Genomic DNA, 25,866 nt, shown 5'->3' with positions numbered 1-25,866 from the left:
GGGTCAAAACACCGCATGGTCGCGCAAATCGGCGGCTGTTTCCCCGCTGATCAACCGCCGATAATGATCCTCCAGGGTCCGGGACCCGAAGCCGGGTGTCAGATCCGCATCGTAACAGCCCCTCGCCTCGTTCCAAACAAGCATCGATTCGGTGGCGTAATAGAGCCCGATCCGGGCGAGTTCGGCCTTGGCCCGCAGGGCGCCATGGACCCGGCCCGCCGCGCCCAGACCGGCGCAAATCGTCCGCAGCAGCGCGACGGGAACCCGCCGGGTGGCCACCGGGCGGTCCAGCAGCGCAAACAGCATCTCGGCCTGCTCCAAGGGCGTGATCGCCGGGCCGGGCCCGCCGATGGGCAGGGTGCGGTTGTAGCGATCCGGATCCTCAAGGCAGTCGGCAAGATAAACAGCCAGATCCTCGTCGCCGATCGGCTTGCATGCCGTCAGCCGGCCATCGCCAAAGACAAGGAACGGCTTTCCCGCCTTGACGCGCTCCACCTGGCCCGAGAGGGATTTGAAAAATGCGGTGGGACGGACGATGGAATGGGTCACCTCCGACTGGCGCAAGTCCTGTTCAAAGGCCAGCTTGGCACGCTGAAAGGCAAGGCGCGGGCGCTGAACGCAAATTGCGGACAGAAGAACGAAATGTTCGACACCCAGGACCCCGGCTTGCATCAAAAGATCCCGGTGCACCTGATAGTCTATGGCCCAGGCATCGTCCGGCACACCCGTTCGCGAAGCAAGGCAGGACAGGATCGCATCGAACCGGAGCCCGGAAAGCTGGCGCTTGACCAGGCCATCGATGTCGAGCAGATCCGCGTAAACACACCGTAGCCGCCCGTCTCCTGCCGGACGCGGCGCACTGCCGTTTGGCGTGCCGGGGCGGACAAGCGCGGTCACGTCATATCCGCGGCTTATCAGTTCGCCCAGCGCGGCGCGGCCGATGGTACCGGTCGCCCCCAGCAGCAGGATGCGGCGGGGGGTGTCCGCTCGTTTTTCGATCCCGGGACCGGTTGCCATGGTCATCCGCCGTTCGGCCTCGCTTGTTGCAGCGTCAAGGGGGCAGTTGGCTGCCGCCCGCCCGGCGCCCAAACGCACGCCTTGAAGTCTATGACACTTTTTTGCCCTCTCACAACCGGATCGTGCCACCGGCAGCGGGGAGGATTTGTGATGGCCGCAAAACACCTTACGGTGTGATGCGTATTGTCAGGACTGGCGGTGTTCCCCAATCTCAAAGTCCCAATCGAACCAGGGGAACAGGCATGCCGAGCGAAATGAAAGCCGCCGTTGTGCGCGAATTTGGAAAGCCGTTGGATGTGTCGGCGGTGATCCGGCCAACCGTCGCGCCGGGGAAAATCGTCGTGAAAATCACGGCAAGCGGCGTCTGTCATACAGACCTGCACGCCGCGGAGGGCGATTGGCCGGTCAAGCCGAAACCGCCTTTCATCCCGGGCCACGAGGGCGTGGGCTTTGTGTGCGAAGTGGGTGAAGGCGTCACCTCCGTCAAGGAAGGGGACCGGGTCGGCATTCCCTGGCTTCACACCGCCTGTGGCCACTGCCGGCACTGCGTCGGAGGCTGGGAAACCCTGTGCCACGACCAGCAAAACACCGGCTACAGCGTCAACGGGGGGTTCGCCGAGTACGTTCTGGCCGATCCCAATTACGTCGGCCACCTTCCGGACAAACTGGATTTCGCACCGGCGGCGCCGATTCTGTGCGCCGGGGTAACCGTTTACAAGGGCTTGAAGGAAACCGACACGAAACCGGGCGACACCGTGGTGATTGTCGGAATCGGCGGACTTGGGCACCTTGCGGTTCAATACGCCAAGGCCATGGGGCGCCATGTCATTGCGGTGGACATATCGGAAAGCAAGCTCAATCTGGCGGCCAAGCTGGGCGCGGACATGACCATCAACGCCGCCGAGGTGGACCCTGTCGCCGAGGTCCAGAAGGGGGGCGGCGCGGAAGGCGCCCTTGTCACCGCGGTGTCCACCAAGTCCTTCTCGCAGGCCTTTGGCATGCTGGCCCGCCATGGAACCATGTCATTGGTCGGCCTGCCGCCGGGCGATTTTCCGCTGCCGATCTTCGAAACGGTGTTGACCCGCAAAACCATCCGTGGATCGATCGTCGGGACGCGCAACGATCTCAGCGAAGCCCTGCAATTTGCCGCGGACGGCGCAGTGGCATCCACCTACACGGAAGACAGTCTCGACAACATCAACGCGATCTTCGACAAGATGCGGGCCGGCGAGATCGACGGCCGGATTGTCATGTCCTTGTGACACAGACCTGTCCGGGCGGCGGTCCTCGCTGCCGCCCGTCCCGTCAATCCGTGATTTTGATGTCCGCCATGAGATCGCCCGCCGTTTCTTCAAGCGCGGCGCTCACGGCAGCGGCCGTCACACCTTCCGGCAGTCTCAATTCGGCCCGCGCCGTGAACAGTCGTTCGCCTTGCATGGAGCCCGCCGCGACAGAAGTCTCGAGCGTTTCAATGCTGATCCCAAGGCCGGTCAGAACCTGCGTAACGTCCCGCAAGATGCCCGGGTGGTCTTGGCAGACAACCTCAAGGCTTGCCGATATGCCGGCCACCTCTTCCGCGGCCTGAGGCTCCGAGCGCAGCGTGATCGCGATGCCGTCGGCAATGAGCCGGTCGAAATGCTGGTGCAAGTCGCCAAGGCGTCCGGCCGGTATCTCGATACTCACGATCCCGGCAAATTCACCTCCAAGGCGGGACATTGAACTGTCCACCCAATTCCCGCCCGATTCGGCAATTGCGTCTGCGAGCCGCTCAACCAGACCGGGACGATCGGTCGCAATCACGGTAAAAACCAGATGATGCTCACCCATCATGGCAGGCCCGCCTTGCCGGCTCCGGCGCACTTGGGGCGCGGGCCACCCTTGTCGATTGATCCCTTTTTAAAATCATTGGTCTAAGGCCTTTTTCTTGCTTCTTCAAAACACTATCCAACTTTTGCCTGGCCCAGAATTGCAATGCCGGTTCACAAATGCAAACGAATTGGCCCCGACCCCCAGCAAAACCGGACCGCTCGGCCGCGCTTGCCGCCACGGCCCGCCAGCGACGAAAAATGCGCGGTCAACGGTTGCCGTCTGATCTGGCATGACTATCCTGCCGCTCAAGCAGCAATCACGCCCGGATCATCCATGCTGAAAGCGACCGAGAACACGCCCACGAAACCTGCGTCTTGGAGCAAAGCCATCGAACGCCCCTGGGTGTTCGCTGGCGTCGTCGTACTTGGCCTTGCCCTTCTTCCGGTCGCGGTCTGGTTCGACCTGCGCACCATATCCGACGCGTCCTTGCGGGTTCAGGCCGAAGACCTGGACAAGGCACTCGCGGAAATCCGGGACTACTATGCGCGCAACGTGGTCGGCCGCGCCCTCGCCGCCGACGGCACCGTGACCGCGACGCACGCCTATATGGAAACCGAAGGGGGCATTCCCATCCCGGCCACCTTGTCGATCGAATTGGGGGACGTGATCGGAAGTCAATCCGGATCGCTGAATTACCGCTTTGTCTCGGATTACCCCTTCACAAACCGGGCGTCGCATAATCTGAGCGCGTTCGAGAAAAACGCGCTGGCCGATTTTCGAGCGTCTCCCGACGAAAACAGCATCAAAACCTCATATGAAGGGTCGATTTTTGATCGCAGGATTGAAATCGCATCTCCGGTCCTGATGGGCGAGGCCTGTGTCGCATGCCACAACACCCACCCCGAAAGCCCGAAGACGGATTGGTCCGCAGGGGATGTCCGGGGCCTTCAGACCATCACCGTTTCCCAGCCGATTTCCAACAACCTCTTCGCCTTCAAATACCTCATGCTGTATTTCGCGGGCGCTGGTGCCTTCGGGGCCACATTTGCCGGGCTTCAGTGGCGCCAGGCCCGCCGGTTCGCTGTGATGAATTCGGATCTGGAAAAAGCCAACGGCGAGATTGTCCACCTGAACCGCCAGCTGGCTTCGGAAAACCTGCGGCTGGGCGCGGAGATCGAAGTGGCCCGCCAGATCCAGATGATGGTTCTTCCGACCAAGGATGAATTGGGCGGCCTGCAGCATCTGGAAATCGCAGCTTTCATGGAACCGGCCGATGAGGTGGGCGGTGACTATTACGACGTCCTGCAGCTCAACGGCCGGGTCAAGGTGGGTATCGGCGACGTGACGGGCCATGGCCTGGAAAGCGGTGTCTTGATGCTCATGGTGCAATCCGTCGCAACGGCCTTGCAGGAGCAGGGAATAAATGATCCGAAACAATTCCTGATCGCGTTGAACGGCGCCATTTGCCGCAACATCCGGCGCACAGGAACCGACAAGCATCTGACCTTGTCGTTCCTGGATTTCGATGCAGACAAAATCACGCTTTCAGGGCAGCACGAAGACTTGATTGTTCTGCGCTCCGACGGTGGCTGCGAGATTGTCGACACGATGGATCTCGGGCTTCCGATCGGCCTCGAAGCCGACATCGAGACCTTCGTTGCAACGCATTCCATCGCCTTTGGAACAGGCGATATGGTGGTTCTGTATACGGATGGCGTGACGGAAGCCGAAAGCCCGGCGGGTGACCTTTACGGTCTGGAGCGGCTGGTCGAAAGCGCCAAACGTCGTCGCGCTCATGAGGTCTCAGTCATGCTCGAGCATATGCTGACGGACTTGAAAACGCATATCGGCACGCAAACCATCCATGACGACATCACGCTTCTTGTCATCCGGCACCGTTGACCAATCGGCACCATTCGTCCCCGGGGCCGCGTTGCCACTGACGTCTGTCAAGGGCGCAGCTTCACCGAAAACGCATCGTTAGGTGCGCAACGCTGCGAAGGATCGAAAAAACGCAGCAGGGTTTAAAGAAAGGCCAACGATCCTTCGAGACGGTCCTGCAACCTTCTCCCGATGAGGTGTAAACTGGCTTTGCCATCAGGGCGCGGCCGAAGGCCGCGTCCCGACGGTCGCAATGCGGGGTCAAGCGAACGCTTTGCGCAAAAGCGGGACCCGTTTCACGATGAGATAGTCCATGGTCAGAACAGTTAGCAAGGTGATCCCCACCAGAGGGAATGCCAGCGACAGGAGGAGCATGACGATCATCGCGCCGCGCCAATGCGGAAGGTGCTCCGGGGTCTTCGGCGCGAAGACGCGCAAGGCGCCGCCCTTGGGCCGGCGGAGCCACCACATCACCAGACCGCTGACACTCAAGAAGATCACCCCGAGGCAGACGATGGTGTTGAGAACCAGGTTCCAAAGGCCCATCAGCCCCATGTGGAACGGGATGCCCACGGCCATGGATTTGCCGGCAAGCGAGTAGTCCGCGAACCGGACATCCGCCAGGATCTGGCCCGAGAACCGGTCAATATGGACGGTGCGGTCGCCGAATGGGTTTTCGGCGTCCGAACTCATTGTGTCCTGATTGATGGTCCAAACACCGGTTTGCCCACGTGGATACGCGATCCGGTAACGCCCATCTAGACCAAGACGAACCGCGAGATCAGCGACCGCGTCAATGGTGACCGGAACGCCGGGTTGCGTGCCGGCGGCGCCTGCCGACGAGCCGGATGCCGGCATCGGCGTTTGTTCCAGCGCCCACGGGACATCCGACAGGTTTCCATGGTTCATGCTGGCATGGGTGTCGTCTGACAATGGAACGTTGTCCCACTTCTCTGCTGGAAAGGTGCTCCAGGCCTGAACCAGCTTCGCGCCCCAGACCCCCGTCCAGGCCATCCCCGTGATCAGGAACAGGACAAGAAAGACCGACAGCCAGACCCCAACGGACATATGCAGGCTTTTCCAGAATTGGCGGCCGGATGCCGCAAGGTCCGGAACGAGAACGGACAGGGCGCCTCGATCGCGGGGCCACCAAAGGTAAAGCCCTGTCACCAAGAGGATGAAGCCGAACCCGGCCGCGATTTCGAGCAAGCGATCTCCGGTCGTGCCGATCAACAGGTCGCTATGAAGACCGTCGGCAAAATCGTACCAGCCGCTTCTGCGAATCCAGGTGTCGACAACGGCACCCGTATACGGGTCGACCGCCACCATTGTTTGCGTGTCGCCGTTGCGGATCCGAAACACGGATACGTTGTCGTCGGCCCGTGGCTTGAGCCATTCGACTATGGCCCCGCCGGGGACGGCCCCCACGGCGGCATCTGCCTGGACCGAAACGGGCAGGACTTGAGCATTCTGGGCGACGGGAATGGTGATCTTCTCGCCGTCCCTGCCACCGAAATATCCGATGAACATCATCATCATGCCGGTTACGGCCAGAAGGATGAAAAACGGAGCGACAAAAAGCCCGGCATAAAAGTGCCAGCGCCACGCGGCGCGGTAAAACTGATCGGTTGCGGTGACCTTTGGTGGTGCACCGGCGACTTGCTGCGTCATGATTCTCTCCAAACGCGTCACGACCGAACCAGGGTGGTTCGGCAAGGTGTGTCGTTTTCAACAAATGTGCGGATGTCAGGAGAAAGGAGGTGGCCCGCGGGCGTTTCGCAGTCCGAGTTGGCCCGGAGTCAGCGCATGGTCGAACCTGGCCGTCCAGAGCTCAGGTCCCCTTAGCGGATGCACGACCGCCGTTTGCACCCAAAGCTGCACATAGGCGGCGGTGAAAGCAAATGCACAAACGTTGGACGCGCGCTCGTTTTCCGGCAGCGGGTCATCGGGAAGGTGCTTGCCCTCGGCATCGTAGCGAATGACCTGGGGACCGTCCGCGGTACAGATGGTGATCGTCCAGGTTCCATCGGCATGAACCGCCGGCATGAAGCCGGATGGAATCAAGGCGGCGAACAACATGGCCGGCAGCAGAATTGCCGCAACCATCCGCCTGATTTGAGCTTTTTTCAAAGACACCAATCGCCCGCCCCCATTGTTAAAAGCACCTATCTTTTTCCCGAGGCGGAGGCAATTCTTATCTTTCGATTTCCCGGCTTGCCCTTCGTCCGGCTTCCGCCAATGCGAGGAGCGGGCCGAAGCTTCCAGGCGAATTCGGCCCCGCAAGCAGAGCCGTAGGCACGCATTTTCCGCCGTTTCAAGCGGTTTGGCTCCTGCCGTTTCACGCCTTCGATCATGTCGCTTTCAGGCTTGATCCGCTTATCCCGCTCTTCTACGGTGCGCCGACTTGGACGGCGTCCCAACAGGGGACTGAAAGCGATTCCGGCAAGCGGTCGACCCAAACCGGGGATGCGCGCCGGAGCTGTCATTGGTTTTTCTGGCGCGCTTCACTCTATCGCCGGACGGCCCGCTTTCATTCCTTTCGGGCCGCCCTTTTTGGACACGTTCAACCTGTTTGAAGGGGGAGAGACCTTTGAAATATCCAATTCAGATTGCGGCCATCGGCACGGGATTTCTGCCCGGTGCCGCCCTTGCCCATCCGGGCCACCTGGGTGAATTGGCCGGGCATTCCCATTGGCTTGGCGCGGCCGCGTTGTTCGGTGCCGCCGCTGTGGCCGGGGTCCTGGCCATGAAGCGCCGCAAGAAAACAAGAAATCCGTCCTCTCCGGAAGAACAGCCGGAAACCCGCGTCGAGGATCAAAAGACCGGGGCAGCCATATGAGCGAAAAACTCGGTCTGATGATCTGCGGCCATGGCAGCCGCAACCGCGGCGCCGTCAAGCAGTTCGCCCAACTCGCAGAAGGCCTGCGGTCCCGCTTTCCGGACTGGCCGGTGGAATATGGCTATCTCGAGTTCGCCAACCCGGTGATCAAGGACGGACTGGACAAACTCCGCGACCAGGGCTGCACCCATGTGCTGGCCGTTCCCGGAATGCTGTTCGCGGCCGGCCATGCGAAGAATGACATTCCCTCGGTTCTCAACACCTACCAGGCGCAGAACCCGGGCATGAAGATTTCCTACGGCCGGGAACTTGCCGTCGACATGCGCATGGTGCGCGCGGCGGCCGCCCGCATTCAGGAAGCGATTGACGCTGCCGAAACGGAGGTGCCAGCGCATGAAACGCTTCTGATGGTCGTCGGCCGCGGTGCGTCGGACCCGGACGCCAATTCGAACGTGACCAAGATCATGCGCCTTCTTTGGGAAGGCTTCGGTTTCGGCTGGGCAGAGACGTCGTATTCGGGCGTCACCTTCCCGCTGGTTGCCCCGGGTCTCGAGCATGCGGCCAAGCTTGGCTACAAGCGCATCATCGTTTTTCCCTATTTCCTCTTCACCGGCGTTCTCGTCCAGCGGATCTACACGGCAACCGACACGGTGGCCGAGGCCCATCCGGAGATCGAGTTCCTGAAAGCCGGCTATCTGAACGACCATCCGCAGGTCATCGACACGATGGCCGACCGGGTGCAGGAAATCCTTCAGGGCCAGAACCTGATGAACTGCCAGATGTGCAAGTACCGGGAACAGGTGCTTGGCTTCGAGGCGGAAGTCGGGCTCGCCCAGGAAAGCCATCACCATCATGTGGAGGGCCTCGGCGCGGAAGCAGAATGCAAACTCTGTGACGAGATTTGCACGGGCGCCTGCGAGAAGGAGATCCGCAAGAAGGCTCACCACCACCATGATCATGACCACAGTCATGATCATGGGCACGGGCACGGCCACGGGCATCACCACCACGGCGAGGATCACGGCCATAGCCACGATCATCACCACCATCCCTACCCGCATGCGGATCACCCGCTCGGGCCGAAATCGATGGATAAAGCCGGGTGAGCGAACAGGCTCCGGCCGCCCCGTCCTTTGGCTATGAAAAGGATCCGGCGGCCATTTACCGCCAGTCCTTTGCGATTGTCCGCGCCGAAGCTGATCTCGACCGGCTTCCTGAAAGCCTGCACCCGGTCGCGATCCGGCTCATCCACGCGTGCGGAATGACCGACATCACTCAGGATCTCGTCTGGTCGGAAACCATCCGGGACGAAGCGCACGCGGCATTATCCTCTGGCGCGCCCGTCCTGTGCGATGTCGAGATGGTTGCCCATGGCATTATCCGGCGGCACTTGCCCGCGCAGAACGAGGTGATCTGCACGTTGAACGATCCCGCCGTTCCGGGTTTGGCCGCAGAGCTTGGCACAACCCGGTCCGCCGCAGCCGTCGAACTTTGGCGGCACCATCTGGGGGGAAGCGTTGTTGCCATCGGCAATGCGCCGACAGCGCTCTTCCACCTCCTGGAGATGATCGCAGCGGGCGCGCCGAAACCGGCGGCGATTCTCGGCTTTCCGGTCGGTTTCGTCGGTGCGGCAGAATCCAAGGAGGCGCTGGCCGCAAACGGTCTTGGCCTTCCTTACCTTGCTCTCACCGGGCGGCGCGGCGGGTCTGCGCTCGCTGCCGCCGCCGTGAACGGTCTTGCGGCGGGCCTGCCGGAGGAGGCCGGCAATGACTAAAGACAAGGAAACCCGGCGCTCCACTGGTGGCAGCAAACCAATGAAATCCTATGGCTTCCTGTCGCATGGCGGGCCTGTGGCAAAGGAGGCGGGAACAGATCCTCGCGCGCACCACAAATCGCGCGGCGCGCAATCCGCCAAGCCCACGCATGATGGCAAGCCGGAACCGCTCGGGACCAAACCGGCAATTGGCCGCTACAGGCAGGACAAACCAACATGACACATGCGCCCTGGCTGTCCCTCATCGGCATCGGTGAAGACGGTGTTCTGACGGCCGCCGCCCGAAGCTTTCTGGATGGGGCCGAAGTCGTCTATGGCGGCGAGCGGCATTTCAGCCTTGTTCCGGTTGAGGCAGCAAAGCGGCGGACATGGCCGAGCCCGTTTTCGCACGTCTTTGCGGACCTCAATGCCCTGAAAGGCAAACGCGTGGCTGTTCTTGCAACCGGCGATCCGCAGTGGTTCGGCATCGGGTCGAGCCTTGCCAAGCATTTCGATGCCGGGGACATGGCCGTCATCCCGGCGCTCTCCGCCTTTCAATTGGCCGCCAGCCGCCTCGGCTGGGCCGTGCAGGAGACCGAGTGCCTCTCCCTTCACGGACGGCCGGTCGAAACGCTGCGCACGGCGCTCTATCCCGGGGCCCGCGTCCTGGCGCTGACCAGCGACCGCGAAACGCCGCGGCGCGTCGCCGATCTTCTGGCAGACGACGGCTTCGGGTCGACGCGCATGCATGTGCTGGAACATATCGGCGGACCGCAAGAAGCCCATAAAAGCGCCCTCGCCGAGGATTGGAACGACGACGTCGCCGACTTCCACACGCTGGCGCTGGAAGTCGCGCTCGACCCCGGTGCACGCTTCCGTCCAAACACGCCGGGTCTGCCCGACGATGCTTTCCATCATGACGGCAAAATGACGAAACAGGAGGTTCGGGCGGTGACGCTTGCAGCGCTTGCGCCTCACCCCGGCGGCGTCCTGTGGGATATTGGGGCAGGCTGCGGCTCCATCGGGATCGAGTGGCTGCGCGCCTCGCCCCGTGGGCAGGCGATCGGCCTGGAGCCGCACGACGAACGGCGCGCCATGGCGGATCTGAATGCGCTGACCTTGGGCGTCCCGCATTTCGATCTGCGCAAAGCCCCGGCACCGGACGGGCTGGACGGATTGCCGGAGCCGGATGCGATCTTCATCGGCGGCGGTCTTTCCGTCAAAGGGCTATTCAAGCGCTGCCTCGACGCCTTGAAGCCCGGCGGACGGCTTGTCGCCAATTCCATCACGCTTGAGAGCGAAAGCGTTCTTCTGGGGGCCTGGCACACCCACGGGGGCGATCTGACCCGCCTTGCCATCCAGCGCGCCAAACCGGTCGGCGGCATGACCGGCTGGCGGCCCTTGATGCCCGTCACGCAATGGAGCATCGTCAAATCATGAAAGGTACTCTTTATGGCGTCGGGCTGGGCCCGGGTGATCCGGAGTTGATGACGCTCAAAGCCCATCGCCTGATCTCGCAAGCCGAAGTCATTGCTTATCCGGCCCCCGATTCAGGTCAAAGCTTCGCGCGTTCCATCGCGGCAAAGGCCATTCCCCCAGACGCCCGGGAGATCCCGATTGTCGTGCCGATGCGGGTTGACCGTTTTCCTGCGAAGGAAATCTATGACACGGCCGCCGGCGAAATCGCTTCCGTCCTGGAGGCGGGCACGGATGTCGTCACACTGTGCGAGGGGGATCCCTTCTTCTACGGGTCGTTCATGTACCTGTTCGAGCGTTTGTCGGACCGTTTTCCTTGCGAAATCGTGCCGGGCGTGACCTCGCTGACGGCCTGCGCATCCCGGCTGCTGCGGCCCCTGACCAGCCGCACCGACGTTCTCACCGTGTTGCCCGGCCCGCTTGACGATGAAGCGCTGCGTCCGAAGATCGAGGCGGCTCAGGCGATCGCGATCATGAAGGTCGGACGGCATCTGGACCGGCTCAAGGCGCTTTTGACGGACATGGGCTTGCTGGACACAGCAGGCTATGTGGAACGCGCCAGCCTGCCCGACCAAAAGGTCTTCCGTCTTGCGGATGTTCCAGCGGGCAGCGCGCCGTATTTTTCAATGATCCTCATTTACAAGGGAGACGAAGCGTGGACGCTTCCCCCATCCTTCTCGTCCTGACCCCGCGCGGGCTGACGACTGCACAAGATATCGCGGCCGGTCTGGATGGCTGCCAGATCCATGGTCTGTCCGGGCGGGTTCCAGGTGCGAACCACGCCTTCACCGACACAATCGCCCATATCCGGTCTTTGTGGTCCGATGGCCATCCGGTGATCGGGATCTGCGCCAGCGGCATCCTCATCCGGGCGCTGGCGCCGCTCCTGACTGACAAACACGCGGAAGCGCCGGTCTTGGCCGTTTCCGAAGACGGGGCCAGCGTTGTCCCGCTGCTCGGCGGGCATTATGGGGCCAATGATCTGGCCCGAACCATCGCCGGTCATCTGGAGGGACACGCCGCGATCACCACCGCTGGCGACACGGCCTTCGGCCTCGCGCTCGACCGGCCCCCTGCCGGCTATCGACTGGCAAACCCGAAAGATGCCAAGCCGGTGATGGCGGCGCTCCTGTCCGGCGCGTCCGTGCGGATTGACGGCGACGCGCCCTGGCTGACCGAAAGCGATCTGCCAAGGGCAAGCGATGCCGCGCTCACGCTCACGGTGACCGACAAGGCCATGGCCGGCTCGGAAAACCAGCTTGTCTATCACCCAAAGACACTGGCTGTCGGGGTCGGCTGCGCGCGGGGCTGCGACCCGCAGGAACTGATCGATCTGCTGGAGACCCAGCTTGCAGCCAGCGGTCTTTCCAAAGGCGCGGTTGCCTGCGTCACCAGCCTCGATCTGAAGGCCGACGAGGTGGCCATGAACGCGCTGGCGCACCATCTGGCCGTTCCTTTCCGGGTGTTTTCGGCGGATCGACTAGAAGCGGAAACGCCGCGGCTCAAAAATCCATCGGAAGTCGTTTTTGGGGAGGTCGGTTGCCATGGCGTGAGCGAAGGGTCCGCCCTTGCGGCCGCCGGTCCGGATGGCGTCTTGGCCGTTGAAAAGCATAAGACAGCCAATGCCACCGTTGCCATAGCCCGCGCGCCGTCGCCGATTGACGCAGCGGCGGTTGGCCGGGCACGGGGGCACCTGTCGGTCATTGGCATCGGACCGGGCGCGGATGACTGGCGCACGCCGGAAGCGACCCGCTTGCTGGCCGCCGCTGAAGATGTGGTCGGCTATTCGCTTTATCTCGACATTGTTGCCCCGCACATCACCGGCAAGACCCATCACAATTTCCCGCTTGGCGCGGAGGAGGACCGGGTCCGGTTTGCGCTGGAAGAGGCCGGCAAGGGCAAGAACGTGGCTCTGATCTCTTCCGGCGACGCGGGCATTTACGCCATGGGCGCATTGGTCTTCGAATTGCTGGACCGGGATCCGGACAACGGCGGTGTCTCGGATGCCGCGCGCCGGATTACCGTGACGAACGCGCCGGGCATCTCCGCGCTGCAAGCCGCCTCCGCCCGCATCGGCGCGCCGCTGGGGCATGATTTTTGCGCAATCTCGCTGTCCGACCTTCTCACCCCCTGGGAGGCGATTGAAAAACGTCTTCATGCAGCGGCCGAGGGCGACTTCGTGATCGCCTTCTACAACCCCGTTTCCATGCGCCGCCGCACGCAGCTTGCCACCGCGCGCGAGATCCTGCTGAAGCACCGGCCAGCCGACACGCCGGTCGTGCTCGGCGTCAATCTGGGCCGCCCCGAAGAAGTCATGCGGGTAACCACGCTGGACGCGCTGACCGTGGATGAGGTCGACATGCTGACAACCGTGCTTGTGGGGTCTTCGAACTCGCGCGCCGTGCAAAAAAGCGATGGCAGCACCTTCGTCTACACCCCGCGTGGCTATGCCAAGCGGATCGATGCCCCCAAAGATCAAAAACAAGGAGATGCGGCATGACCGTTCATTTCATCGGTGCCGGTCCCGGCGATCCGGACCTGATCACGGTCCGCGGCCTCAAGCTGATCCAGTCCTGCCCGGTCTGCCTTTATGCCGGTTCGCTCGTCCCGGAGGAGATCGTGAAGGCCGCTCCGGAGGGTGCACGCGTCATCGACACGGCTTCAATGACGCTCGATGAGATCATCGGCGAAATCAAGCAAGCTCATGAAGCGGGGCTCGATGTGGCGCGCGTCCATTCCGGCGATCCGGCCATCTATGGCGCGACCGCGGAACAAATGCGCCGGCTGGATGCGCTGGGGATCGACTACGATGTGACACCCGGTGTCCCGGCCTTTGCGGCGGCCGCCGCAGCGCTCAAGAGCGAGCTGACCATTCCGGAAGTGGCCCAGACCGTGATTGTCACGCGCACGGCGATGAAAAGCTCGGCCATGCCGAACAACGAGGATCTGGATACGCTTGGCCGCAGCGGGGCGACACTTGCGATCCATCTCTCGATCCGGAACCTTCGCGAAATCGAGCGGCAACTGACCCCGCATTACGGCGCGGACTGCCCGGTGATTGTCGCCTACCGGGTGGGGTGGCCGGACGAGAGTTTCATCCACGGCACGCTGTCCACCATCGCGGAAAAAGTGCGCGCCGCGAAAATCACCCGCACGGCGCTGATTTTTGTCGGCCACGCGCTCAAGAAGGATCAGGATTTCCGGGACAGCGCGCTCTACGACGCCGATCACGTCCACGTGCTGCGCCCGAAGAGGAAGGTCGCCAAAGCCTGACACGAGTCTGATCCTGCCCCCCCTGAACTGGCAACCTGAACTGGCAACCGGCAGTGCAACCGGGTTCGTCAAGCCAGCCTGTCATTGTCGGTGTGGGGTGACTCACGCGGGTCCATAGGCTGCGATAACATGGGCAAACGAGCCCATGGTGTTGCCGACACGCAAACCCATGTCGCCCAGCGGTTGGTTCTCGGCGTCCTTGGCTGTGAAGAGGCGCGGAGCATCGCCTTCCCGCAAGATGCTGGCATAGTGAAATTCGTGCGCCGACAAAGGTCCGGAGAACGGCGCGCCATTGAGCGGTTCGAGAACCCGGTAACCGAGATGCCGCTTGCGATCCGCGAAGCTGGTTTCCAGCGGCAGCAGCCCCAGCATTTCGTGACGCGCCCCTGTGGCATCCACCAAGCCCTCACCAAGGGCCATATAGCCGCCGCACTCCCCATAAATCAGCGTCCCGGCCTCATGCGCGGCCCGCAGCGCAGCCTTGAATGAACGTGCGGCTGCCAGCCGCCCGGCATGCAATTCCGGATAGCCGCCAGGCAGGAAGATTGCCTCGGCATCCCTGCAAGGCCCCTCATCGGCGAGCGGTGAAAAGAAGCTCAGCTCCGCACCGGCCGCCTGCCAGCCAGCAACAAGGTGCGGGTAGGAAAAGGCAAAACCCACATCCCGCGCGATCGCCATGCGCTGGCCGAGTGGCGGCAGAACAGCGTGTCCAGCGGGCGAACAGGGCGCGAGCGGACTGGCCAATTCCAAAAGCCGGGCAAGGTCGATGTGACCTGCGCAGATATTCGCCGCCCGGTCCAGAAACCCCTGAAGGTCCGGATGTTCAAATGCCTGCACCAGTCCCAGATGGCGTTCGGGCAGGACCAGATCCACCGAGCGCGGCAATGCGCCGAGCACAGGAATACCGAGCGGCGCCAGGGCCTGGCGCAACATCGCCTCATGCCGCGCACTGCCAACGCGGTTCAAGATCACGCCCGCAATCCGCACATCCGCGCGGAAGGACGCAAAGCCGTGGACGAGAGCGGCGACGGACTGGGCCTGCTTGGCGCAATCCACCACCAGACAAACGGGAACATCAAGCACGGTTGCCAGGTCGGCAGCCGACCCCCGGCCAGTGGCGGCTCCGTCGAACAAGCCCATCGCCCCCTCGATCAGGAGGAGGTCCCGGCCTGCCGAATGGCTTGCGGCGTGACAGCGGATGGCGCCCGGGCCCATGGCCCAGGCGTCCAGATTGATACAAACCTTGCCGGTGGCCGCTTCATGGAATTTCGGATCAATGTAATCCGGACCGGATTTGGCGGAAACAACGTCTTGTCCTGACGCTTTCAGGGCCCGAAGGAGCGCCAGGGTCACGGTGGTCTTGCCCGCGCCCGAACCGGGTGCGGCGATTAGGAGCCCTTTCGCCGGATCGTGTTTCATGCGCTGGAGCGGGCGGTGCCTTGGCTGTGTGCCAGACCGAGAGGATCGGGGTCGAGCACCCGGCCGGACAGGGCCCCCAACCAGTCAAGGCCGGCGCGCAGCCGGACAATCTCGCCCACACAGACAATCGCCGGCGGCTCCACCGCCGCCTCCCGCGCCTCCTGCGCGCAGCGGCCGAGCGTTGTTTCCAGGACAACCTGTGAAGAAAGCGACGCATTGCACACGATAGCCACAGGCTCATCCACCGGCCGTCCACCGGCCATCAACTTGTCCGCTATGATGTGCAGGTGTTTCATGGCCATGTACATGACGATCGCCGGAGATCCCTTGGCAACGCTATCCCAATTGACAGCATCCGGGGTCAGGCCCGTCTGGTCGTGGCCGGTCAGGAAGGTGACCGCCTGATTGCAATCGCGGTGGGTCGCAGGGATGCCCGCGTAACTCAGACCGCCAATTCCGGCCGTGATGCCGGGAATGACCCGGAAGGGCACCTTCGCGGCCACCAGCCCCAGAGCTTCTTCCCCGCCCCGGCCGAAGACAAAGGGATCGCCGCCTTTCAGCCGCAGCACACGTTTCCCGGCACGGGCGTATTCGATCAGCTTCAAGGTGATGTCGCGTTGTTTGGGGCTGGGTTTTCCACCACGCTTGCCCGCATAGTCCACAACCGCTCCCGGTTTCACCCAATCGAGAATGCTGTTGTCCACAAGCGCGTCATACACAACCACGTCCGCCTGTCTGAGACCGTTCAACGCGTGAAGCGTGAGCAATCCGGGATCCCCCGGTCCGGCTCCGGCGAGCCACACCCATCCGGGCTCGAACGCGGGCAAAGCCTCAAGTGTGTTGGCGCGTTTGAATAAGTCGACCATATCTTCTTTTAGCCGGTTCGCTGGCCGCCGCAAAGGTTTGACCGCCGTTCAACTGGTTCAAATCCGACGCATTGCGCATTGGGGACGGTGACCGTGGATTTTTCTACGCTATAACGGCGCCATGACCGGACACAAGCCAGCAGATCTGAAGCGGGGATGGACCACCGGGGCCTGTGCCACAGCCGGCGCCAAAGCGGCCTTTCATGCTCTGGCCACAGGCGAATTTTCCGACCCGGTCGAGATTTCCCTGCCCAAGGGCGGAACCACTGATTTCATACTCACGAGCCATGAGTTGGGGCCGGATTGGGCCTCAGCCACGATCACCAAGGATGCAGGCGATGACCCGGATGTCACCCATGGCGCGCTGATCACAACAACCGTGCGGCTGAAGGCTGACGGAAAAGGCATCCGGTTCAAGGCGGGGCGCGGCGTCGGCACCGTCACCCGGCCGGGGCTTCCGATCCCGCCAGGGGAGCCGGCGATCAATCCCGTGCCCCGGCAGATGATCGAGACCGCCATCCGGGAGGTCACCACCGAAACGGGGCTGGCGGGCGATGTCGAAGTGGAGATCGCCATCGAGGGCGGCGAAGAGCTTGCGCTCAAGACGCTCAACCCGCGCCTTGGAATCGTCGGCGGGCTCTCCGTGCTGGGAACGACCGGGATCGTGCGCCCGTTTTCCTGCGCGGCATGGATCGCATCCATCCACCGCGGCATCGACGTGGCCCGTGCAATCCATCTCACCCACGTGGTCGGCGCGACCGGGGCAAGCTCGGAGGATGCGGTGCGCGCCCGGTATGCCGATCTTCCGGACGCGGCCTATCTGGACATGGGCGATTTCGCGGGAGGCATGCTGAAATATCTGCGCGCGCACCCGGTTCAGCGCCTCACGATGGCGGGCGGGTTCGCCAAGTTCACGAAGCTTGCCCAAGGCGCGCTCGATCTGCACTCCGCGCGAAGCCAGGTCGATTTTCAGTTCCTGGCCGGCCTGCTGGCCGAAGCCGGAGCGCCGGAGAGCCTTCAGGAGCGCGCCCTTTGCGCCAACACGGCAAAGGAAGTTCTCGATACGGCCGCGGCGGAGAAGGTTGATCTGGCCGGCCTCCTTGCCGCGAAAACCAAGACCGCGGTCAGAACCATTCTCCGGACCGCGCCCATAGATCTGGAAGTGCTGATCGTCGACCGCGGCGGCACGGCAATTGGGGTCGCCGGCTTCGATGACTGAGCGGACCCACATCTTGATTCTTGCCGGCACTTTCGAGGCCCGCCTGCTTGCCAAAGCCGCCTGTGCCGCGTTTCCGGACGTGACCGTTGTTTTATCCTTTGCCGGTGTCGTGTCCGACCTGCCGGACACAGGCGTGCCCACGCGGATTGGTGGATTCGGCGGTGCTGATGGCCTGGCCCGCTATCTCAAGAACCACGAGACCCGCATCCTGATCGATGCCACCCACCCCTTTGCCAGCCAGATGAGCTGGAACGCCTATCATGCGGCGAAGCAGGCCGATGTTGCGCTCATGCGTCTGGACCGGCCGCCCTGGGCGCCGGGACCCGAAGACAATTGGACCTTCGTGCCCGATATGGCGTCGGCTGCCGCTGGTCTCGACACCGGGTCACGGGTGTTCTTGGCCGTGGGGCGGAAGGAGATCTCCACCTTTCTCGACCGCATCGACCTCTTTGCGCTCACACGCATGATTGAGCCGCCAGCAGATCCTCTTCCCGATCACTGGCGCTTGGAGCTCGCCCGGCCTGCCCAGTCCATGGAAGCTGAACGCGCGCTTTTGACGACACACCGGATCGAGCGGATCGTGTGCAAGAACAGCGGCGGCACCCGCTCCTTTGCGAAACTGGCCGCCGCGCGGGCTCTGGGCGTGCCGGTGACGATGATCGAGCGCCCCGCGCTGCCCCGGGTCCTTGCCGCCGAGACACCGGAACACATTCTCCGGCAGTTGGCGCATTATCTCTAGAATACCTTCTCACAAAATTGACCAGCGTCGCGATCAATCGACCCGGAAAGACGCTCCAAGACTTCGAGAGTGCCAGCTATTTCCCGGCCATCGGAAACGCCTATCTCGTTCGCCGCCGCTGCGCCCGTTTAAGGCGGGCAATATGGAAGAAAAACTTCGGGATCCCGATCACGTAGCGCCCGAACAGCCGCCGTGGTTCGCGGCTCAGCCGGAACAGCCACTCCAGACCCCAAATCCGCATCCAACCGGGCGCGCGCACGGCCTTGCCCGACAAAAAATCAAACAGGGCGCCGACGCCGATGGTTACGGTGGCATCCAGAAAAGGCCGGTTTTGAACAATAAACCGTTCCTGCTTCGGATTTCCCATGGCAACAAGAAGCAGGTCGGGCCGCAGTGCCGAGATTTCGGCGCAGATCCGGTCGCTTTCGGTACTGGAAAAATAGCCATCGCAACTGCCAACAATTCTATGATCGGGAAACCTTTCGCCAATGGCGGCTCGAGCTTCCGCCAGTGCCGCGGGCGCCGCGCCAAGCAAATAGATGCGCAACGGCAGGCCGATCTCTTCCAGCAAGGCGGGGATCAGGTCTGTTCCGTTGAGATTTTCCGGAAACCGGGTCCCATGCAGAAAACGGGCGGCCAGGTCGGCACCTATTCCGTCATTTAACAACACCATCTTGTTCAAGGTTTGCGCGTAGTCCGGATCCTCGAACGCCGTTACCAGCGTATGAGCGTTGCAGATGGCAATGTCGGTTTTCAAACCGCGCGAGATCGCAGACCTGATCAGGCCGATCGCGGCCTCGCGCTTCAGGCACAGAATGTCCAACGAGCCGATCGCCAGGCGGCCGGCACAAGCTTCGGGCGCGGTGTCAGCGCAGTCATGAACCATTTGGTCGCGGCCGTCTTTCCGTGCGATGAGAAGCGTATGCGCATGTTTAATATTCGCCGCGATATAACCGCAACCTATGCCTCTCCTCAAGCGGAACTCCTTCCCATGAGTAATGCGCCCGTGAAGAGATCCGAAAAACGCTGGAAATGACGAAACCTGTTCTCCTTCATCTGGCAGCCGATTACCCGGATCCGTCGCGCACGTGGAATACCCACGCCGTGAAGCGTCTGCTGGATGGCACGCCGGACCTCCACCACGTGGTTATGTCGCTCGAGCGGATCTCGTTGCCGAGCCGAGAAACCATTCAGGATCTCGGACATGACGGGCCGCTGCGCCTGTTTCATCTTCGCTATTTCGCACCGCCCCTTGGAATAGGGCTGGCCCCGATGATGCGGCGCCTGGGCAATCGGATTGCATGTCTGGCCCGCGAACACGGGATCGAACCGGACGTCATTCACGCGCACAAGTATTGCTTTGAAGGCATCGCGGCGGCTCATATCGTCGATCATCATTTCCCTCGGGCCCGGCTGTTCGTCTCCATCAGGGGCGAGGCCGAGTCCAAGGTTTTGCGGGTTAAGCCTCACTATCTGCCGCTGCTCCGGCGGATCGCACAAAAGGCCGAACGCGTCTATGCCGTCTCCGCTTGGTACCGCCCGGTCATGGAGCGCAGGATTCCGGAAATTTCCGCAAAATGCCGAAACCTTCCCAATATCGTCAGCAATGCCCGGCCGCTCATCGAGATCCATCCGCCGGAGCGAAAATTCGTTTCAATCATGAATCTCGATATGAGGCGCCGAAAAGGGCTGTCCGGCCTGCTTCGCGGCTTTGCCGCGTTTCGCGCCAAACACCCGGATATCGAACTTGACCTGGTCGGGGGAGGATCGGAGGCATCGGTTCAAGCGGTCGAGAGCCTTATCGCCAGAATGAACCTCCAAGGCGCGGTTCGTCTCAAAGGCAAGGTCGACAACGCGCGGCTGCTGGACATCCTGCCAAACTATCTCGCGATGGCCTTGCCGAGCTTCAATGAAACTTTTGGCATGGTCTACACGGAAGCCCTGTTTGCCGGCGTGCCGATCCTTTATGGGGGCAACACGGGCATTGACGGCTATCTGGACGGCTTGGACGTCGGTGTCGCGGTTCCCCCTGGCGACGCCGCGCGCATCGAGGCCGGGCTAGAGCGCCTTTTTCTGGAAAACGCGCGGTACAGGGCGATGATCAGCGAAAACCAAAACCGGCTGTACGAGATTTTCAGCCCGGCCGCCGTTTCTGAGGGTTATCGACAAGACATCCTGACGCGCCATAATGAAGCCCGGCGCGATGGTTGACGGACCGGTCACGGGACCCGGGCGGCCAGGCGGGACATTAGCCACGGAGTTGAGCGGACCTTGACCGAGCTTTCTCACACGTTTGAAACGGCGCGCGGAACGATCGGCCCACTCGAACGTGTCTTGAGCGCGATTCCGGCGATCGTGCTGTTCTACGTCATATTGCTCAATCCGCTCCTGACCGAAGGGGCAACTGTTGGCAGCGCAGAAAACAATATCGCTGCGGCCGAGCCAAACAGACTGAACCAGCTTTTCTGGCTCGGCCTGTTCGGACTGACCCTGTTTTCAGCGGGCAATCGCATCTTTGTGATCTTTGACCGCCTCAAGAACCCGGCGGTCTTGTTCATCGCCGCCTATCTTGTGCTGGCCTTTGCAAGCGTCACCTGGTCTCCAGTGCCCGGCATCGCCCTCAGACGTATTCTGCTGCAGACCATCTTCGTTCTGGTCCTGGCCATCCCCATACTCGTCTCGCGCGACACCGGCCGGGTGATTTCCGGCCTGCTTGCCGTGCTTGCTCTCGCTGTGTGGATCAATGTGATCGCCGTTATCATCGTACCGCCCAGTCCCATTGGACACGTTGGTCTCTATGCCCAAAAAAACGCGCTAGGGGCCACCATGGCCGGGGCTTTCCTTTTCATGATGTTCGGATTTTTCACGCGGCGGGGCGCCATGCGCTGGGTCTATCTGGCAACCGCGTTCGCCGCCTTAGCGCTCGTGGTCATGAGCCAATCCAAGACTTCGCTGGCGCTGGGGATCGCCGCGCCAGCCGCCGCCTTTGGCCTGATCGCTATATCCCGCGGCCTGAATATAGGCCTGACCGGGCTCTTTCTGTTTTCCGCGGTTTTCGGACTGGCTTGCTGGTTTTTCTTTTCCCAAGCCGCCCAATTCGCCTTTTCCGATCTCTCGATGCTGCTGTTCGATGACGAGACATTCACCGGCCGGACAACGATCTGGGCCTTTTCGCTGGAGGCCATTGAACGCTCTCCAGTGCTCGGGCATGGCTACGCATCATTTTGGGCGACAGGCACCGATTCCAGCGTTTTCCGGGAGGCTCCGGGCTTTGTTGCCTCGCTGCTTCAATCCCACAGCGGTTATCTGGATGTGTTGATCGAGACCGGGGCGGTGGGCTTCAGCCTTCTCGTCCTGCTCCTCGTTTTCACCCTGACGCAAATTGCCCGCCTTGCCCGGCACATGCCGGGGCTTGCATGGCTTTGCCTCACGATCCTGATATTCGCGATGGTCCACAATTCCATGGAAAGCAGCTGGTTCCGCGGTTTTTCCTTTCTGTGGCTGCAGTTTCTGCTGGCCGCGCTGCTGCCTGCGAGCCAGCGACCGGCCAAACCGGACTTCGCGGCCGGAAGGCCTTAGGGTCTTGCTAACCATGTTTTGATAAGCCGTCAGATCTGGATCTTCAATTGGGACCTCAATCGGACGTGAGCGATATTCGCCAGGACACGGATCAGGGCCAGCAGGCCTTCTTGGGCCTCGTCGAGATGATCAAGGCGTTGCGAGCCCGTTTCTGGCTGGTCGCCCTGTGCGGCTTCCTGTTCGCCGGTATAACCGCCGCTGTTTCGCTGACGTTGACACCGGTCTATCAGGCCACGGCGCGGATCCTGATCGACCCCTCGGTGCGTCAGCCCTTTGAGGACCGGGCAATTCCCAGCCGCGTGATGACAGATGCCTTCGGCGTCGACAGCCAGGTCGAGGTCATCCGGTCCTCCACCATTCTGGAGCAGGTGGTTCTTTCCCAAAACCTGATCGAGGATCCTGAATTCGGGATCAATGCGCAGCCGACCGGACTAAGTGCACTTCTGGCGCCTTTTTTGGGGTCATCCGATGAAACCAGCAATCAGGACGCGACCAGCAAGACCATCGATGCGCTGCGAAAGGCGCTGGATGTCAAACGCGCCGGCCAGACCTTTGTGATCAACGTATCGGTGCAGTCCCGGTCCGCTGAAAAGGCCGCCATCCTGGCGAATGCGATCGCCGAGAGCTACACTGCGGACCAGGAGCGGCGGAACAGCACGCAGGGGCTGCGAGTGCAGGAGCAGGTCGTGGACCGGCTTTCGAGCATAAGACAACGCTTGCGGGAGGCAGAAGACGAGGTCGAGCGCTACAAGGCGGCGAACAATCTTCAGGCGACCAGCGACAACGCGACCGTCAGCAGTCAGGAACTCGCCATCGTCGCCGAGCGGCTTTCCCAGGAAAGGGCCACGCTGGCCGCTGCGGAGGCGAAGGCTCAGGAAATCGAGCGTCTGATCGATGCCGGCGCATCGCCGGATATCTCGGGCGATGCGACCAGTTCCAGCGCCATCACCGCGCTCCGGGAGCAATTCACCCTGGCTGCGCGGAACGAGGCGAACCTGGCCGCCAACCTGTTACCCTCCCACCCCAGCCTCGTCGAAGCCCGGGCCCAGGTTCAACAGGTCCGCCGGTTGATCGAAGAAGAAGTGCAACGGATTGCAGCCTCCGCCCGCCTGGAAGCGGATGTCGCGCGCGACCGGGTGTTGAAGGTCGAAAACGAACTCGACCGCGCGCGGGCCATGGCCAACGAAGCCTCCCGCTCGCGCGTCGAATTGCAGGAACTGGAAATCGAGGCCGAGGCGATCCGGGGACTGTATCAAACCCTTCTCACGCGAACCAAGGAAGTCGCGGAAGCCGAACAGATCACGCTTCCCGTTGCGCGAATCATCTCGGCCGCTCAGGTGCCCGAATCGCCGATATGGCCCAAGCGGAAACTGCTGGTGGTTCTGGGCGGTATTCTGGGGGGCATGGTCGGCGGGGCGATCGTCGTCGGACGAACCGCCCTGTCCCTGGTGATCCATCACTTCACCCCGCCCATGGCGTCGCAGCCTCGATCCGGTCTGATCACAAGCCCGACTCCCCCGCCCTTGCTCGCCGCTTCCGGGCCTGTGGCGCAGCGCCGGGACATGGCAAGCCATCCAGCCGCCGTCAACCTCCACCGGCTTTCACGGCGGTTCGTTCCCGGTTTGCAAAAGGTGGGGGGAGAGGTCATGGCGGGTCTGTTGCGCTCACTCCGCCGCTACGAGACGGGCATCCAGGACCGCAACACCCGATATTGGCGGGACATCGAAACGATCCTGGACCGGGTGAACTTTACCCGCCGGAGGGCGGAGGGCGCGGTCATCAAGATTGCCTGCGGCCGCGACCCCGAGCAGGTGGTGCCCTTGTCGTTTGCAATCATGGCTTCGCGGCTCGATGAGCGGGTCCTGCTGCTGGACCTCAGGGAGCAAGCTGGCGCTTCCGGCGGCACGCCGCCGCACAGGGCCGGGCGCAGATCGGACAATCAGGACGTGTTGTCAGCGCTCAACATCGAATTCGTGGCGCCGCGCGGCGATCGGAGAAAGTACTCTGTGTCGAAACTCTTGGACGAGGAGGATCTGGAAAGCTACCGCGGCGAGTTTGATCTGGTCATCGTGGGCGTCCAGGGCACACCGGACAGCCGGAGCGAGCTGCTCGATACCCATGTCGTCCTGTGTGGCGAGCGTCACTGATCACTTTGCGGCGAACGCGACAAGGTGCGCGAAAACCGCTTGGCGGGCCGGCAAGGGCGTCAGATTGTGATCGGCATCGGCAATGTCGGCGATGGTGAGGTTGGGATAGCGCTGTTTGACCTGATCCGTCCGGCCCAGCCATTTTTCCACTTCTCCACGCCCCCGGTCCCCGACGCTGTAGACAAGCTGGACTGGCACTTTGCGTTCGAAAAGCGCGGAAAAACGGATCTTCGCCTGCCGGGCCTGACGGTAGTGGGCGGACCGGGACCGGAGAATTGGGGCGCTCAACGGCGCCAGCGCCACCGCCGCCGCCTGCGTCAGCCGGCTGATCACCCGGGCCACAGGCAGATCGCCCGTGAACACCCGCCTGAGAACGGCCCCGTCGACAAGTTTTCGCCGATAGGTGTCCAGGGTCTGAATCGGCTCCCGGATCGCCTGATCGACATCCTCATGGCTGTCCCAGACGAGCCGCCGCGCATTCACGGCAAAAACCTTGGCCACCCGCCGGTCCTGTTCCGCCGCCGCCAATGCGAGGTATCCGCCGCTGCACCGGCCGTAAAGAATGACGGCCGCGTCTGGATACCGGAGGACCACCTCGCCCAAGGCAGAGTGGACATCTTCCAGCTGCTTTGGTGAATACAGCACCTGATCGGGCTGATCCGGCCAGAAGGCGCTTTCCCCGATGCCGGCAAGATCGAAACGCAAACTCGGAATGCCGCGTCCGGCAAGCGCGCGCGACTGCTCGACCTGGGCGCGGCCCCAGCCGATCGAGTGATCGTATCCGGCGTTCAGGAACACGATGACGGTATCGGGCGCCTCACCGTCCGAAGGATCGCACAGAACACCGCAGAACTGGCCCTGTTCGCCGAACCGGATGACCGTTTCCCGGTATCCCGGTCCGGCCATGGAGGTGGACAGGGGGACGGCAGGGCGGAGCCCGGACGGCGGCTCCGTCGGAAAGGTATCCGTCATCCAATCGACGATGGAATGAAACGCGGCGACAGGGAATTCGGACAGCGTCGGGTTGGAGGCATAGGCCTCGAACCGGGAAAACGGCCTGCGGGACACGGGCCCGAGCGCGCCCAGTGTGCGCACAAGACCTTCGTCGCCCGGGTGGTCCGGCCGCTCCACGACGAGGATTTCGGGCGCGAGCGGCGCGCCATGATCGTTTCCGGGCCGCTTCATCAGATTGAATGTCTGGATCTCCTCGGTCTGCTCCTTGGTCAGACCGAAGCCGCCCGCGAATATCCCGCCGTTGGGCCCCTCCGAAGAGCCGGCCAGGAATGTTGGCTTTGTCATGGCCGCAAAGGCCTGCACTTCGCGAAGATAGGCACGCCCCGATGGTGCCGGAGCCAGGAGCACCAGCCCCTTGGGGCCGGCATGCCGCGCCAGTTCTGCGGCCACAAGCCCTCCGAAGCCCTGACCCAGCAGGACAATCTCCGAGGCGGATGTGAGGCGGCGGAGCTCCTGAAGGGCCCTGCGCGCCGACGCCAGAAAGCCGGACGCAGAAGCCGGACCGGGCGGATCGCTCGATTGGCCGGTCGACCAGTAGTCGAACCGCAGCACCGGAAAGCCTCGAGCCGCCAGCTTTTCGGCCAGCACCCGATAGAATTTCCGGGCGGCCAGCTCTTCGTATCCCCACGGGGGAAGGAAAAGCACGGCCGTTGAACCGGCCGCGCGATGAAGCCAGCCCCCGAGCCCGTCCACATAAAACGGCTCTCCCCGGGAGAGGCCGGTCTCCAGGCTACTCACCGGACAAGGTGCCCGCGGACCGGTTTCCGGGGTTGCGGTACTCAACAGGCTTGTAGACTTTGAGATTTTTTCACCCTCGCGTTCAGCAATGTTTGAT

Annotated in this window: 22 protein-coding genes and 2 pseudogenes; 16 read left to right on the top strand and 8 right to left on the bottom strand. The window is 62.5% G+C overall.

The features are described from left to right. Positions 1–3: 3 nt before the first annotated feature. Positions 4–963, bottom strand: coding sequence for an NAD(P)H-binding protein (locus F0184_RS09080; protein WP_280176940.1), 960 nt, complete (start codon positions 961–963; stop codon positions 4–6). A 296-nt stretch (positions 964–1,259) separates the two neighbouring features. On the opposite strand from F0184_RS09080, the gene adhP reads away from it, so the two are divergent. Beyond that, positions 1,260–2,279 carry an alcohol dehydrogenase AdhP gene (adhP, locus tag F0184_RS09075; RefSeq protein WP_150495868.1) on the top strand — a complete coding sequence of 340 codons (1,020 nt, stop codon included), beginning with the start codon at positions 1,260–1,262 and terminating at the stop codon, positions 2,277–2,279. A gap of 43 nt (positions 2,280–2,322) precedes the next feature. Here the strand turns inward: adhP and F0184_RS09070 are convergent, their stop codons facing one another. After that, entirely contained in the window at positions 2,323–2,847 is a 525-nt protein-coding gene (locus F0184_RS09070) for a glycine cleavage system transcriptional repressor (RefSeq protein ID WP_208998402.1), read from the bottom strand. Positions 2,848–2,988: 141 nt separating this feature from the next. Here F0184_RS09070 and F0184_RS21030 point away from each other — a divergent pair. Both F0184_RS21030 and F0184_RS09065 read left to right on the top strand, forming a co-directional pair. Beyond that, positions 2,989–3,777, top strand: a pseudogene (locus F0184_RS21030) (Tll0287-like domain-containing protein); the annotation flags it as partial. Between the two features lie 144 nt (positions 3,778–3,921). Then, positions 3,922–4,728: pseudogene (locus F0184_RS09065) on the top strand (PP2C family protein-serine/threonine phosphatase); the annotation flags it as partial. Between the two features lie 240 nt (positions 4,729–4,968). Here F0184_RS09065 and F0184_RS09060 read toward each other — a convergent pair. Next, entirely contained in the window at positions 4,969–6,378 is a 1,410-nt protein-coding gene (locus tag F0184_RS09060) for a PepSY-associated TM helix domain-containing protein (protein WP_150495867.1), read from the bottom strand. Between the two features lie 75 nt (positions 6,379–6,453). Further along, positions 6,454–6,813: a DUF2946 family protein gene (locus F0184_RS09055; RefSeq protein WP_150495866.1), complete on the bottom strand. Its 360-nt coding sequence runs from the start codon at positions 6,811–6,813 to the stop codon at positions 6,454–6,456. Positions 6,814–7,297: 484 nt separating this feature from the next. On the opposite strand from F0184_RS09055, the gene F0184_RS09050 reads away from it, so the two are divergent. From F0184_RS09050 to cobM, 8 genes are read left to right on the top strand one after another with little or no spacing between them, the layout of a single operon-like run. Beyond that, a complete protein-coding gene (locus F0184_RS09050) occupies positions 7,298–7,546 on the top strand; it encodes a DUF6732 family protein (RefSeq protein WP_208998401.1) in 249 nt (82 codons plus the stop codon). Beyond that, positions 7,543–8,652, top strand: a complete 1,110-nt coding sequence (locus tag F0184_RS09045; RefSeq protein WP_150495865.1) for a sirohydrochlorin chelatase — start codon at positions 7,543–7,545, stop codon at positions 8,650–8,652. Before F0184_RS09050 ends, F0184_RS09045 begins: the two co-directional genes overlap by 4 nt. Next, the gene (locus tag F0184_RS09040; RefSeq protein ID WP_150495864.1) at positions 8,649–9,320 is read left to right on the top strand and encodes a precorrin-8X methylmutase; all 672 of its coding nucleotides are present in this window, start codon (positions 8,649–8,651) and stop codon (positions 9,318–9,320) included. The genes F0184_RS09045 and F0184_RS09040 overlap by 4 nt, the downstream gene beginning before the upstream one ends. Further along, positions 9,313–9,540, top strand: coding sequence for a hypothetical protein (locus F0184_RS09035; RefSeq protein ID WP_150495863.1), 228 nt, complete (start codon positions 9,313–9,315; stop codon positions 9,538–9,540). Before F0184_RS09040 ends, F0184_RS09035 begins: the two co-directional genes overlap by 8 nt. Then, positions 9,537–10,739 (top strand): precorrin-6y C5,15-methyltransferase (decarboxylating) subunit CbiE, encoded by a 1,203-nt coding sequence (cbiE, locus tag F0184_RS09030; RefSeq protein ID WP_150495862.1) that lies wholly within the window; start codon positions 9,537–9,539, stop codon positions 10,737–10,739. Before F0184_RS09035 ends, cbiE begins: the two co-directional genes overlap by 4 nt. Then, a complete protein-coding gene (gene cobI / locus F0184_RS09025; protein ID WP_172972060.1) occupies positions 10,736–11,461 on the top strand; it encodes a precorrin-2 C(20)-methyltransferase in 726 nt (241 codons plus the stop codon). Before cbiE ends, cobI begins: the two co-directional genes overlap by 4 nt. Continuing rightward, positions 11,431–13,275, top strand: coding sequence for a precorrin-3B C(17)-methyltransferase (gene cobJ, locus F0184_RS09020; protein ID WP_150495860.1), 1,845 nt, complete (start codon positions 11,431–11,433; stop codon positions 13,273–13,275). Before cobI ends, cobJ begins: the two co-directional genes overlap by 31 nt. Next, positions 13,272–14,048: a precorrin-4 C(11)-methyltransferase gene (gene cobM, locus F0184_RS09015; protein WP_150495859.1), complete on the top strand. Its 777-nt coding sequence runs from the start codon at positions 13,272–13,274 to the stop codon at positions 14,046–14,048. Before cobJ ends, cobM begins: the two co-directional genes overlap by 4 nt. 102 nt (positions 14,049–14,150) lie before the next feature. Here cobM and F0184_RS09010 read toward each other — a convergent pair whose 3' ends face one another. After that, on the bottom strand, positions 14,151–15,467 hold the full coding sequence (locus tag F0184_RS09010) for a cobyrinic acid a,c-diamide synthase CobB (protein ID WP_150495858.1): 1,317 nt from the start codon (positions 15,465–15,467) through the stop codon (positions 14,151–14,153). Then, entirely contained in the window at positions 15,464–16,333 is an 870-nt protein-coding gene (gene cobA, locus F0184_RS09005; protein WP_150495857.1) for a uroporphyrinogen-III C-methyltransferase, read from the bottom strand. Before cobA ends, F0184_RS09010 begins: the two co-directional genes overlap by 4 nt. Before the next feature lie 121 nt (positions 16,334–16,454). Between cobA and F0184_RS09000 the strand changes: the two genes are divergently transcribed. Together F0184_RS09000 and F0184_RS08995 are read left to right on the top strand one after the other, a co-directional pair. Beyond that, entirely contained in the window at positions 16,455–17,552 is a 1,098-nt protein-coding gene (locus F0184_RS09000) for a cobalt-precorrin-5B (C(1))-methyltransferase (RefSeq protein WP_150495856.1), read from the top strand. Then, complete coding sequence (locus F0184_RS08995; protein ID WP_150495855.1) at positions 17,545–18,291, top strand: cobalt-precorrin-6A reductase; 747 nt, start codon at positions 17,545–17,547, stop codon at positions 18,289–18,291. Before F0184_RS09000 ends, F0184_RS08995 begins: the two co-directional genes overlap by 8 nt. A 100-nt stretch (positions 18,292–18,391) precedes the next feature. Here the strand turns inward: F0184_RS08995 and F0184_RS08990 are convergent, their stop codons facing one another. Further along, the gene (locus F0184_RS08990) at positions 18,392–19,177 is read right to left on the bottom strand and encodes a WecB/TagA/CpsF family glycosyltransferase (RefSeq protein WP_208998400.1); all 786 of its coding nucleotides are present in this window, start codon (positions 19,175–19,177) and stop codon (positions 18,392–18,394) included. 146 nt (positions 19,178–19,323) lie between these two features. Here F0184_RS08990 and F0184_RS08985 point away from each other — a divergent pair, with 146 nt between their 5' ends. From F0184_RS08985 to F0184_RS08975, 3 genes are all read left to right on the top strand, one after another. Then, positions 19,324–20,502 carry a glycosyltransferase gene (locus F0184_RS08985; protein WP_150495854.1) on the top strand — a complete coding sequence of 393 codons (1,179 nt, stop codon included), beginning with the start codon at positions 19,324–19,326 and terminating at the stop codon, positions 20,500–20,502. Between the two features lie 60 nt (positions 20,503–20,562). Beyond that, positions 20,563–21,870: an O-antigen ligase family protein gene (locus tag F0184_RS08980; RefSeq protein WP_150495853.1), complete on the top strand. Its 1,308-nt coding sequence runs from the start codon at positions 20,563–20,565 to the stop codon at positions 21,868–21,870. A 65-nt stretch (positions 21,871–21,935) separates the two neighbouring features. Next, positions 21,936–24,017, top strand: a complete 2,082-nt coding sequence (locus tag F0184_RS08975) for a GumC family protein (RefSeq protein WP_150495852.1) — start codon at positions 21,936–21,938, stop codon at positions 24,015–24,017. Here F0184_RS08975 and F0184_RS08970 read toward each other — a convergent pair whose 3' ends face one another. Next, a complete protein-coding gene (locus tag F0184_RS08970; RefSeq protein WP_172972059.1) occupies positions 24,018–25,769 on the bottom strand; it encodes an alpha/beta hydrolase in 1,752 nt (583 codons plus the stop codon). Positions 25,770–25,866: the final 97 nt, after the last annotated feature.

The organism is Roseibium aquae (genome assembly GCF_008711285.1).
GTDB classification, from domain to species: domain Bacteria; phylum Pseudomonadota; class Alphaproteobacteria; order Rhizobiales; family Stappiaceae; genus Roseibium; species Roseibium aquae.
This window is presented reverse-complemented; position numbering and strand designations above follow the sequence as displayed.